The sequence below is a fragment of the Silvanigrella aquatica genome (genome assembly GCF_001907975.1).
Lineage (GTDB): Bacteria > Bdellovibrionota_B > Oligoflexia > Silvanigrellales > Silvanigrellaceae > Silvanigrella > Silvanigrella aquatica.
Genome location: NZ_CP017834.1, coordinates 677,761 through 690,327 on the forward strand (window position 1 = coordinate 677,761; position 12,567 = coordinate 690,327).

9 protein-coding genes and 1 tRNA gene are annotated in these 12,567 nt (G+C 34.4%); 2 read left to right on the top strand and 8 right to left on the bottom strand.

Translation table 11 applies throughout. From position 1 onward, the window contains the following. Window position 1: 1 nt before the first annotated feature. Window positions 2-1,525: a D-glycero-beta-D-manno-heptose 1-phosphate adenylyltransferase gene (rfaE2, locus tag AXG55_RS02930; protein ID WP_148696643.1), complete on the bottom strand. Its 1,524-nt coding sequence runs from the start codon at window positions 1,523-1,525 to the stop codon at window positions 2-4. 330 nt (window positions 1,526-1,855) lie between these two features. Between rfaE2 and AXG55_RS02935 the strand changes: the two genes are divergently transcribed. Then, on the top strand, window positions 1,856-3,712 hold the full coding sequence (locus tag AXG55_RS02935) for a hypothetical protein (protein ID WP_148696644.1): 1,857 nt from the start codon (window positions 1,856-1,858) through the stop codon (window positions 3,710-3,712). 19 nt (window positions 3,713-3,731) lie between these two features. Here the strand turns inward: AXG55_RS02935 and AXG55_RS02940 are convergent, their stop codons facing one another. The 3 genes from AXG55_RS02940 to AXG55_RS02950 all read right to left on the bottom strand — a co-directional run bounded on the left by AXG55_RS02940 (window position 3,732) and on the right by AXG55_RS02950 (window position 6,497). Then, a complete protein-coding gene (locus AXG55_RS02940) occupies window positions 3,732-4,655 on the bottom strand; it encodes a TIGR00282 family metallophosphoesterase (RefSeq protein WP_148696645.1) in 924 nt (307 codons plus the stop codon). Beyond that, on the bottom strand, window positions 4,645-6,219 hold the full coding sequence (rny, locus tag AXG55_RS02945; protein ID WP_148696646.1) for a ribonuclease Y: 1,575 nt from the start codon (window positions 6,217-6,219) through the stop codon (window positions 4,645-4,647). Before rny ends, AXG55_RS02940 begins: the two co-directional genes overlap by 11 nt. A gap of 195 nt (window positions 6,220-6,414) precedes the next feature. After that, a tRNA-Leu gene (locus AXG55_RS02950) sits at window positions 6,415-6,497 on the bottom strand. 330 nt (window positions 6,498-6,827) lie between these two features. On the opposite strand from AXG55_RS02950, the gene AXG55_RS02955 reads away from it, so the two are divergent. Continuing rightward, complete coding sequence (locus AXG55_RS02955) at window positions 6,828-8,339, top strand: hypothetical protein (protein ID WP_148696647.1); 1,512 nt, start codon at window positions 6,828-6,830, stop codon at window positions 8,337-8,339. A gap of 4 nt (window positions 8,340-8,343) precedes the next feature. Here the strand turns inward: AXG55_RS02955 and AXG55_RS02960 are convergent, their stop codons facing one another. The 4 genes from AXG55_RS02960 to AXG55_RS02975 all read right to left on the bottom strand — a co-directional run bounded on the left by AXG55_RS02960 (window position 8,344) and on the right by AXG55_RS02975 (window position 12,499). Continuing rightward, entirely contained in the window at window positions 8,344-9,750 is a 1,407-nt protein-coding gene (locus AXG55_RS02960) for a DHA2 family efflux MFS transporter permease subunit (RefSeq protein WP_148696648.1), read from the bottom strand. Window positions 9,751-9,752: 2 nt separating this feature from the next. Continuing rightward, window positions 9,753-10,583, bottom strand: a complete 831-nt coding sequence (locus tag AXG55_RS02965) for a nitrilase-related carbon-nitrogen hydrolase (protein ID WP_148696649.1) — start codon at window positions 10,581-10,583, stop codon at window positions 9,753-9,755. Between the two features lie 78 nt (window positions 10,584-10,661). Continuing rightward, on the bottom strand, window positions 10,662-11,381 hold the full coding sequence (locus AXG55_RS02970) for a hypothetical protein (RefSeq protein WP_148696650.1): 720 nt from the start codon (window positions 11,379-11,381) through the stop codon (window positions 10,662-10,664). Next, window positions 11,378-12,499 (bottom strand): PorV/PorQ family protein, encoded by a 1,122-nt coding sequence (locus AXG55_RS02975; protein WP_148696651.1) that lies wholly within the window; start codon window positions 12,497-12,499, stop codon window positions 11,378-11,380. Before AXG55_RS02975 ends, AXG55_RS02970 begins: the two co-directional genes overlap by 4 nt. Window positions 12,500-12,567: the final 68 nt, after the last annotated feature.

Genomic DNA, 12,567 nt, shown 5'->3' on the forward strand with positions numbered 1-12,567 from the left:
GTTATCTATCTAATTGTGCTTTTTGGATAATGGAAGTGGTGCTTCTACCAGGTAATAAAGAAATGTGTTCTACTTTTCCTCCCCAAGATAAAACTTCCTTTGCTCCAATTGTGTTTTCTAAAGTATAATCGGAGCCCTTTACCAAAATATCGGGTTTGAGAGCTAAAATGGTATCTAAAGGAGTATCTTCTTCAAATACGACAATATAGTCCACGCAAGCCAGCGATGCTAATATCGCAGCTCTATCAGACGATGTCTGAACGGGTCGACTTGCTCCTTTGAGTCGGGAAACGCTGCTATCGGAATTGAGACCGACGATTAGTAGGTCGCCCAAAGCGCGTGCTTTTTGTAAATAATCCACATGTCCTGCATGTAAAATATCAAAGCACCCATTGGTAAATACAAAGTTTTTCTTTTGTGATTTCAAATCTTGTGAGATCTGAATGAGAGATTCCATGCTCATGAGTTTTTCAGGATGCGTTGCTTCGCTCTGATTTTTAAAAGCTTCTAGCAACTCTGTAGGAGATAAGGTCGCCGTTCCTATTTTTCCACAGGCCACTCCGGCCGCAAGATTGCCTAGTTCTGTGGCACGTGAAAGCGGATGTCCTGCAGCCAGGCTCATAGCTAAAAAAGAGATGAGAGTGTCTCCTGCTCCTGAAACATCGGAAACTTGAAGGGCATGGGTTTTAATTTTAAGAGTGTCTTCTAAGTTTTTGCCTTTGCTTAAGACGCCATGTTCAGAGAGGCTCATCACTAAATTTTCACATCCGCTGGCCTCAAGGTAACAGTCTGCTATGGTTTCAATTTCATTTGCAAAAGATGTGGGATGAAATCCTGGTTTTAGGACGCGTAAAACGGAACGCCCTTCACTTAAATTAGGCTTAATGACGGTGGAGCCCGAATAGCGTTGGACATCCTCGCTTTTGGGGTCGGTTACGACAGGAACTTTATATTGTTTACTTAATTGAATAAGAGAGTGTATTAAAGATTTTGTTAAAAATCCTTTCCCATAATCTGAAATCACCAGACAGCGATTCCCTCCGCAATCTAAAAATCTTTCAAAAAGTTCAAGTACTCGTTGCTCTTCTACGGAAGAAATGAGCTCTGTAGATTCTTTATCGACACGGACAATTTGTTGTGCTCCTGAGGAACTTAGCATACTCCCCGAAACAATGCGCATTTTTGTTGTTGTGGGGACTTGATTTGATATAATTAAAGAGCTGGTATCTATGCCAAAATCTTCCAATATTCCTTTAAGAATTTGAGCTTCTATGTCATTGCCAACGCGGCCACAGAGAAAAGCGGCTCCTCCCATGGATGCGATATTGGCGGCCACATTTCCAGCTCCGCCTGGAACGGCTCTTCGATTTGATTCCAGCACCACGGGAACAGGTGCTTCAGGTGAAATACGGTTCACTTTCCCTTCAATATAGGTGTCAAGTATAATATCTCCTGCAATAAAAATACGGGTGTTTTTTAAAGCAAGGACGTCTTTCGGGGTAGATTGCCGGTCAAAATTCATCATGAAACATCATCTCCAAAATGAGAAAAGGAGTCGAATCGCATACTTTGCTTGAATTATCAGGTTGCCCCATGAAATTCAAGAACAATGCGCAAAGACTTAGAGATTGCTTACTTTAAAGAACTCTATGGAATTCTTATGCGAGTTCTTTTTATTTTCAAGAGAGTTTTTATACTATTCTTACAAAATTTTTTTGAAGAGTTTATCTCTATAATTTTTTTAGAATCCTTTTTTATTCACCTCTCTGGATTCATGGTATTCTTTCTTATAAACAATTATACCTAATGGCAGAATCGGGCGTGATGCGTCTGAGTGCAGATTACGGGGAAACTCATGTCAAAACAATTTAAGATAATTGTACTAAGCTTATTGGGAGTGCTTACTTTAATAGCATCGATATGCATTGTTTTTTTAGAAAATAAAAATTCTTTTCTGCAGCCACCTCGGCTATCCGAGGTGGGAACAGCGAGTGCTTCACAGGAAGCTAAAACATTCCCTATTCCTGAAATTGTTTCTTCTCCCTTAAAGTATAATGCGTGGTATGTTGTTAAATTAGGAAATATTCCAATTGGAGAAGTTGTTGTTGGCGTTGATGATCTCAATACAGGATTTCCATCAAATTATGCGGGGCAATTTGTCAGTAGAATTGGTTCCTCTCCCTTGTTGTCAATCTTAAAAGGGGATCTCACTTATGAGGACTCTGGGAGCTATAAATTACAACAGTCTTTATTATCGCAAACTGAAAATGGATCTTTTAAAGAAATTCAAAATATTTGGAAACAAGAAAAAGATAGTGGTTTTTTATTGAATAAAGATGCGGGTGCAAGTTTGCAAGGTGTTATTCCTGCGAATATGACCCATGCTAAAAGTAAATTAAGATTTGATGAATTTTCTTCTGTTTTTTATTTTAATCCAAAGGATAAAAGAGCAAAAACAAATAAAATATTTGTTCCTTTTATTGGAGCTTTTTTAAATGTTCAAGACGTCGATCCTAAATATGATGATGATGGTTTTTTAAACACAGGGAAATTAACCTTTGATGGTGGTAGCGAATTAAATTTTATGCGCATTGAGAAAGATCGTTTTGTTGATTTATCTAAAACAATTTCTGATACATTAATAGATTATGGTTGGTTTTCTTCATTAAATTCAATTAAAACTGAGTTTGATACCTTAAAAAAGTCTTTAGATTCTTGCTCTTCTCGTACGGCTAGTTTAAATAGTCGAATGATTAAATATTTACCGCAAAGCTCCTATTTGTCTTACCGGCGTATTATAAATATGTCGCATTTTTGTGTGAGTTTAAATAGACAATTAAATAATAAAGATCAAGAATCTTCTTCGCAAAAGCTGATGCTTGTTTCAAACGCAGTTAAATCGTTATTAAAAGAAAATTCGCAAGAGTTACCTTATTTCTTAGCATATTCTCCAGATACTATTTTATTTTATAACGATACCATTTCATTTTTATGGCCAAGAATAGCCTCTCTTCTTGCTCAAACTGCTATTAATGAACTTGAAAATAATTTTGAATTAGATCGCAGTCGTAAATCTTTAGTAGGAATTCAGTTAAATATAGCAAATTTACAACCACGTGCTGTTGTGAGAGCGCAAATTCAATTGATAGATTCTCCTATCAATTTTATAATTGAACCCTTTAAAGGTTCAAATATGAATTCTTCAAGTTTAGTAGAAATTCCCAATGATATTCAAAGCCCGTTAAAAGTATATTATATAAATGGACAATCCTTTGCGAAAAAAATGGACATTGATTTCAATAGTTTTTGCAAAGCCAATAAAGGAAAAATTGGTGTAGATTTAGGAGATGCTCCGCAAATTGCAATAAATTCTGAATCTGTACGTGGTGTCTGGGATTTGCAGACACGTATTGAAGTAGCTCGTCAATTTGCTATTAAATCAACAATTGCTAAAGGTTGTACCGATATTTATTTTCGCGTTCCTTTAAGCATGGATAAAGCTTTTGCTAAAGAATTAGATCTCTTTAAAAGTGAAGTATTAGGTTCTGAAAATGAATTGTTACTTTCAAATAATGTGCAAAAAAAACTGTGGATTATTCCTGGTAAATATCGCATTGTCGTAACATCATTGGTCACAGGTTCAGTCATGTCTGCACAGGAGTTTTCCGTTACGAGTGGTGTTAATACAAACGTAACAGCAAAAATAAATTAATTGAGTTATATAATTTAAATTAAACAATACTAGAAATGAGCCAGTTTTCTTCATCTACGCCACGGCATTGAATTCGGTGGCAGGCTAGGGATAAATTCGTTTGCGGACTGACTTCCACTAAAAATCCACAGAGCCAAAGATCATTTTCAGCGACTTCATGAGGAAGTTTTACAGAGGGATTAATAAATTTAGTAAGGACTCTCGTTTTATTCATGCCAATGACGCTGTCATAGGGTCCGGTCATTCCCACATCGGTAAGAAACGCCGTTCCATTTTCGGTTAAGCGCTCATCACTGGTTGGGGTGTGGGTATGTGTTCCAATAAGTGCTGCTAAAATACCATCGTAATACCATGCCATAGCCTGTTTTTCCGAGCTGGCTTCGGCATGAATATCGGCAATGACAATATTTGATCCCGATTTTACTTTACTTATAAAGTGTTCTTTTTCTTTTTGTAAAAATTCAAAGGGATTTTTGTATTCTTCTTTCATTGCAAAATTTCCCATTAAATTAATAATATTTATGGTTTTATTGCGATGGGGGAGGTGAAACTCAGGAGCATATTCGACGCCACTGATTCCATTTAAATTTTGCGGCAAAACAAGATCTTTATGTTGTTGACGAATTAAATGCACATCGGATTTGTCCCTCCAGTGGTTTCCCATGGTAAAGGCATCGACACCAGATAATTTCATTTCATCATAAATTTTACTTGTTATTCCAAAGCCACCTGCTAAGTTTTCGCCATTTATTGTGACGAAGTCTATGTCTAATGATTGTTTAAATTGTGGAATTATTTTTTTTGCAATTTTTCGACCAGCTCTTCCTAAAACATCCCCAAGCATGAGTATTTTAATACTTTCCTGATGGGGTTTTAGAATTTTTTTGAATGAAGAATAGAATAATTCACCGGAGAAATGATTCAATAAATATTTATTTTGCAAGATGTGTCGCCCGTTGTTCTCGTACCATTGTTACTTTAATATTACTTGATTGATGGAGATCGTTACGTAAACGTTTTGCAACAGATTTTGCAAGTAAAGTTACTGCTTCGTCATCCATTACAGTAGGAGAAACCATGGCACGGACTTCGCGACCTGACTTAATAACGTATGCTTGTTCTACGCCATCAAACTCTTCCACAGTAGATTCCATGTCTTTTAATCTGTCAATTGCTTTCTCGAGAAACTCTTTTCGAGCACCGGGTCTGAAATTACTTAAAACATTGGCAGTTTGTACAACAACTGTAATGGGATTTACACCATGTAAATTTTCACTATGATGTTTCGCCGCTGCTTCAATAACTTCAGCTGATTCACCATATTTTTGTAAAAATAAAGCACCCACGTGGGAATGGTTTCCTTCGGTTTCTTCATCCAGGCTTTTGCCGATGTCATGAAGAAGAGCAGCTCTTTTGGTAAGGCGCACATTCAAGTCGAGTTCAGCCGCTATAATTCCTGCAATTTGAGCTGTTTCAATAGAGTGCTGGAGGACGGATTGACCTCCTGTTGTCATATATTTTAGTTTGCCTAATGCCTGAATAACTTCTGGGTGAATGCCCGTAATGCCACAGTCAAAGGAAGAGCGTTCGCCTGCTTCACGAATCATTTGATCGAATTCACTACGGGTTTTTTGGACAACTTCTTCAATGCGGGCAGGATGAATGCGACCATCAGCTACGAGTCTTTCTATAGCTGTTTTGGCTATTTCTCTGCGTATGGGATTAAAACAAGAAATAATGACAGCTTCGGGAGTGTCATCAATGATGAGATCGACCCCTGTTGCTTGTTCTATGGTGCGGATATTACGACCTTCTCGACCAATTATACGTCCCTTCATGTCGTCCGTAGGGAGGCTGATCACAGAAACAGTGGCGTCGGTGACAAATTCGTTGGCTATGCGTTGAATTGAAGTCGCAATTATCCCTCGCGCTCTTTCATCGGCTACTTTACGAGCCTCTTCTTCGGCACTGCGGATTTCAGCGCTGGCAGCTTTACGAACCTCGACTTCAATGGTTTTTTTAAGTTGTTCGCGTGCTTCTTCTTGTGAAAGACGAGCTACAGTCTCAAGGCGAGACTTGCTTTCTTCAAGGGTTTCTTGAGCTTTTTTAAGAGCGTCTTGAATTTTTTGTTCCTCGGCCTCAGCGCTGTCCCATTTTTGCTTTAGCTCTTTTTCTTTTTGGTCTAAGAGCTGTGCTTTTTTCTCAATTGTTTCTTCACGTTTTTGAATTCGTGTTTCCACTTTTTTAATTTCTAGGTTTTTTTCTCTTTGAATGCGTTCAAAATCGCGTCCTTCATTTATGGCAACTTCTTTAGCTTCACGTAGGGCTTTTTTGACAAGTTCCTCGGCTTGTAGACGCGCCTCGGCGAGTCTTTTTTCTGCTTCTTCATGCTTGAGTTTGAACTCTTGGGCTAAGGCGCGCATATTCATAGTGTGCACCCCTAAAAACGCAAGAGCGGCCACAGCTATTCCGATAGCTATGAGTAAGATAAATTCCCAGGCTCCCATTTTAAAACAACTCCAACTGCAACTTTTAAGTATATTGATGCCATGGTAAGTCCTTTCAAGGACATACCGGGCGTATTCAGTTTCCGACCTTAGAACATCGTATAGATTTTTACCAGTAATAGATATATTGTGAAATAGCTTTGCTGATTAAAATAAAAAAAGGCTGGCAATATAAATTGTCAGCCTTTTTTAATATGGTGCGGATGGGCGGACTCGAACCGCCATGCTTGCGCACACGCCCCTCAAACGTGCGTGTCTACCAATTTCACCACATCCGCAGTGAGGGGGTTACTACCTTATGGCGTGACAAAGGTCAACTTTTTTAGGGGTGAGGGGATTAAAAAAATTCAAAAGAAAAATTTTTTAATGATTTTAATAATTTATAATTTTTTAAATTCTCGTTTTTAATGTATTTCCATTATGCCCTAGCAATTTGAAAAAATAACATTCCAATTATTATTATTTATTTACAATAATTTAAGATATAAATTAAAAAAGTAATGAAAAATTAAATTATATATTATGTTGATCTTTTTTAATTACTCTATATTTTCTATATTCTTATTAGATATTTTTCTTTTAATTTCTATCTATTGAGGAAATTTAGTGTGACTTTGAATTTAAATAGTATTTTACCATTAAGAAGTTTTCTGCTAGATGTAAAGAATTACATTGAAAATAAAACATATTTTTTTGATTTTAGAAATAAAGTAAATAGAGAAATTATTTTACCAAATGGAAAGAGAAAAAAAACATCGTTATTTTTAAAAAACATTTATGCTTTGTATATCAAAGATATTGATAAAAAAAACACAATTGCTCAAACTATTGGTGTTTCAAGTAATTTAAAAGATAGTATTAAAATTGAATTAGAAAATAAAGACGTATTTGACGGAAATACACTAAAAAAATGGTATGATAAATTAAATTTATTATTAATATATGTTCAAAAAGAAAATATATTAGCCGAAGATTTTAAAAGCAATTGTATTTATCAATTTTCAATTAAAAATGAAAATATGAATGCTTATAGTAGCCTTATCAGTGCGGTATCAAAAAATTTATTTGATCTTAATTTTATGAATAAATACTATGATTTTTGTTATATGTTTGATGAGTATTTAATTCAATCAAAAATAGTAACAAGTGATCTATGCTTTAAAGTGTTATTCAATACTTTTTTTGAAAAATTATTTAAAAATAAAAAAATATCAACAGAAAAATTTAATCAATTTTTTATTACTATTTACGAATCATTAAACTCCGAAAAATATTACCATGATTACAAAATGCTCATGTATTTCAGGAATTTAAGGTATTTAATGCCCTCTGTGCAAGAGGATTCAATTTCATTATTAGGTGAGTCTTATAAATATAATAATTCAAAATGGATAGATGTATTTAAAGAATTTAAATTTATCAATGTCTTTCCAAATTATAGAATAAATGACAGGAATCATGTTTTTAACATATCGCCCTATTCTTTAAAATTTATTTTAAAGGCATATTCAAGCGCAAAAGCAGAACAAGTGAATGCAGATTTAAATAGAGTCACTATCTCTATAAATTTTATGCCTTATAATTATGTCGTGAATAATATACCGCTAGAGAATTATAAAATATTTTTAAATGATCTTAAAAACAATAAAATATACAATTCCAATGTTTTGTCTTTTTTGGAGCGTTATTCTCATCAAGGAGCACTGCAATTTGGTTGGACTACTATATTATTAGAAGCTGGTGGAAAAGAAAATTTTGTAATTTGCAATAAAAATAATGGAACTCTTTATAATATTGATTATATTCATAATGACACTATTCAAGTTACTTCAATAATGCAATTTAAAGTTATAAATATGCACAATCCAGAAGAAAAGGTTTTATTTACAAAAGATTTGGCCATTTTTTTTCAATGTGTTTTTCAGATTTCTCATACCAATATTGTTCATGTATTTGGAGCAAAAATGGGATTATTAAATGCTTCAAATTCAAATAAAAATGATTTGAAGTTTTTAAATATATTTAAAAAAGCAGTTAGAGACGAAAATATCATAGAAGAAATGAAGAAAGTTAAATTAGGTAAGTTAAAATTAAATAATAATGAATTTAAAATTCATTAAAAAATTACTTCGATCCTTTAGCTGCTGCTTCACCATCTTGTTTTTTAAGGCCAAAGCTAACTAAAATTTGTATTAATATTATCATTGATAAAATAAAAAATGTATAGTGAAATGCTTTAATACCATCAATCGAATAAATTGTTGTATTTAAATTATTTAGAAAGACAATGATTAAATAAGATACGAATCCAATGGAGAGACCTGCTGAAAATTGTCTAATAGTTATGTCGAGGCTGGTGGCATTTGCTGATTTTGCTTTTGGAATGTCAACGTAAATCATTGGTCCATTGCTGGACATTAACAAGATAGTAAAAAATCCTAAAAATCCGCATGATAGACAAATATATAAATAACTACTTTCTTTATTAATAAAAGAAATAGCGAGTAAAGAAAAACATATTCCTAAAGGTGCTATAGAAATAACCCGTTTAAAACCATATTTTTTAATAAGCTTAGGCGAAATGCCTCTCATTATGATTGCACCAACAGCCATAGGGGCAATGAGCAATCCAGACATAGCTGGTGATAAACCAAATTGTAATTGAAATAATAAGGGTAATAAAAAAGCAACTCCTCCCGTAGAAATATACGCTATGACATTGCCAATCACTCCAAAACGAAATGTACGATATTTAAAGAGTTGTAAATTTAAAATAGAGCGGTCTTTATATTGAATAGCATGAATAATAAACATTATGAATGCAATAATACCAACAGATAAAATTATTTTTAATAGGGCAGCGGGAATAATTGTTTCACCTACAGATTCCATAGCGATGGCGAAGCACGAAAGTGAAGTTCCTATTAATAAAAAGCCAATAATATCGGCATCCGTTTTATTTTCAGCAACTTCATTTTCAATATATTTATAAGTTAACAGAAGTGCTGCGATGCCTATTGGAATATTTATGAAAAAAATCCAGCGCCAATTTGAATAACTTGTAATTAGCCCACCCACCAGAGGTCCCATTACAGGCCCTAACAAAGCAGGAATAAAGATATTCATGGTAGCTCTTACTAACTCATGAGGTGGAAAAACTCGAACCATAATAAGGCGTGCGACCGGAGTCATCATGGCGCCGCCAAACCCCTGTAAGGCTCTGAATATGGCCATTTCCCAAAGGGAATTTGAAAATCCACAAAAAATAGAACTTATGGTAAAAACAATAATGGCATTTGAAAAAACAGTTTTAGTTCCATATGTATCTGCAGCCCATCCGCTGATAGGAATAAAAATGGCTAAACTTAAAAGGTAACTAGTTACGGCAAATCTTAAATTAACAGGATTTGTTTGAAATGATTTTGCAATTTCAGGAATGGCCGTATTGATGATTGTTGAATCCATCATTTCCATAAATAAAACAGAGGCAAGAATACCTATGATAATTCTTTTATTCATGGGTTTATTCATAATTAGAAAATTTTCCTATCTGCCAATGCAGGCAATCTGAGTCGTGCTTCATTAAGCATATGCTTGTGAATATCTGCACTTAATATACCACACTCTTCTCCAAGTCGGGCAACGATTTTTCCCCAGGGGTCAATGATCATGCTATTACCATAATTTCTATTTTGATCATTATAATAAGATCCTGTTTGATTGCAAGCTACAACGTAACATTGATTTTCAATAGCCCGTGCGCGAAGTAATATTTCCCAATGATCTTTTCCTGTTTGCCATTTGAATGCAGCGGGTACAAAAAGGATATCGTGCGCTATGGAATTTTGAGTGATATTTTTGCGGACAATTTCAGGAAAGCGAAGGTCGTAGCAAATAATATTTAAGGCATTCCAATTTCCTTCAGAAGAATTCAGAGAGTAAGATTGAGGCAGATCGCCAAATTCATAAGAATTACTTTCACAGTATAAGGGTTCGCCATTTTTATCTTTTAAATTAAATAGGTGAAGTTTTCTGTATGTAGAAATTATTTCCCCAATTTTATTAAAAGTAACACAAGTATTGAAAACTTTCTCAGAATTTTTTTCAATTGCTTCAGAATGACTTCCTCCTACAATATTAATTTTTAATTCCCTTGCTGCTGTTTGTAATTCTAAAAAAACACCTTCACCTATTTTGCATTTTGTATTTTTGCGCAAAGATTCATTGCCCATGTAAGTAAACATTTCAGGTAAAACAACAACTTCAGCGCCTTCTTGGGCGGCTTTTGAGATTAATTTTAAAATATGATCAACATTCTCTATTTTATTATTCTGTGGATTGGTCTGAATACATGAAATTCTCATTATAAATCCTCCTTAAGTTTCACTTTAGAGATTTCATAATACTTATGAAATAAAAATGCTATATGAAAAAGGAATTATTTATTCTTGAGAAATAATGTAATTTGCTACTTTGGCAGCATTTGAGGCACCAGTTGTACTATTAATTTGGTTGATTAAATTTGCAAGAATTCCGGAACCAGAACTCGAGCTGCTTGTGACACCTGCGTTGGTATATCCTGTTTGCGCATTTGTTAAGTTTGAATATATAGAATTTGCATCGGTTGTGCTTATTGCATTTGTTAAACTAGTTGAAATATTTCCTGATGAATCTAAACAATCTTGTTTAATGATTAATATAGCTAGGCTTGCACTCGCTACGGCGTAAAGGTAACTTTGACTTGTGTTCATGCTACTCACTGAAATCAGTGAAATTGTACTTACAGCTTTTGTTAAAAGGCTCACATTTGTAGCGTTACCTGCAGGCATAGCTTTTAAAATTGCTTGAAAATTATTTTTAGAACTTCCGGTAGCGCTTTGAATTGAAACCATTATATTTAATAAATTAATACCACTTAAAAGCATATACGATGTCGTTAACATACCAATTGCTTCGGCATCTCCTGGATTTGATGCAACATAAGGCGCAAGAAGACTTATGGAACTAGCATAATTTCCTGAATTAATATCATCTTCAGCTTGTTGTTTCGTTGTTTCTGGCGTTAGGGAACTAAACAAATTTTGACTTCCACAAGACGAATAAAGAGGGATAAAAATAATTATAAATATAAGTGAGATGAATTTTTTAATATGATTTTTCATAGCAACCATCCTAGCACAACTCTTGCAAATAATCTTTGGCTTGGATACTCACCGAGTCTTGCTCCTAACTCTTCGGTATACATACCACCTTCTACTTTAACGATTTTAGTATGAAGAAACATACCGTAGGTTCCATAGCCCTGATTGAGACCTCCCATGATGCCAAATGTATCCATTAAAGAATATTCAGCACCTAAATGAACTCTTTTTCCAAAAACGGCATTTTGTGTATTTGTGACATCGCGGATATCTGCTGCAATGGTAATTTTGCTTCTTTTTGTTCCGTAAGTAGTGCTTATACCAGCATCTAATACAGTAGGTTCTGCTGTAGGAGGAGCGCTTCCCTCTGGAGTGGTCCAAGGATATTGCATGCCAATATTTCTATATACAATTCCAATTTGTGTATTCGTTTCTTTATTGAGTACAAGCATCATACCTAAATCGGTACCAATGCCATCTCCTTGGTTTAAGGAATTATTAATGACTGATGAAAGAGAGCTATTAGATAGTTGTGTTTCTGCATTTAATGCGGAGATACTTAAATTTAGTTCTTTTTTTTGAATGAATTTTCCATTCATACCAATAAAAAGTTTATTATCCCAAAAATCTCTTGCCAAAGTTAAGTAAACACCCGTTCTGTTTGCCGCGTAGATATTTGCTGTAGGAATTCCTGTTGCTGGAGCAATTCCTTCATAAGCATTCGCATTTGCTCTTTCTAAAATTCCAAGAGCTACTCTTCTAAAGATCAGTCCCGAATAATTTTGTGCTGCGGCACTATAAATACTATTTTGATTTTGTGCCAAAAATTGTATGGCACTTCCGCTGTCACTATTTGAATAACTATTAATAATTTGATTTACATTTTGTGTTGCTTCACCTTGTGGACTTGCTAAAATAATCTCGCTTATAATTCCTTTTCCTTGCGCTATTCCTGCGGGATTATAAAAAATGGCATCTTCACCCGTTGCTGTGGCAATTCCCGTATCACCGCGTCCTAAAAAATAGGCAGAGCGATATTCTCTTTGTAATTCCTGCGCGTAAATATTTTGAAAAATCAATAAAGTAACAAATATCAGGGCAAATTTAATATTTTTCTTTTGATAACCTAATCCATCCATGGATTATCCTTTACCGCGAAATCCTATCCGGGATGTAAAGGATATCGGAACATAAAAAGGAATCTTAA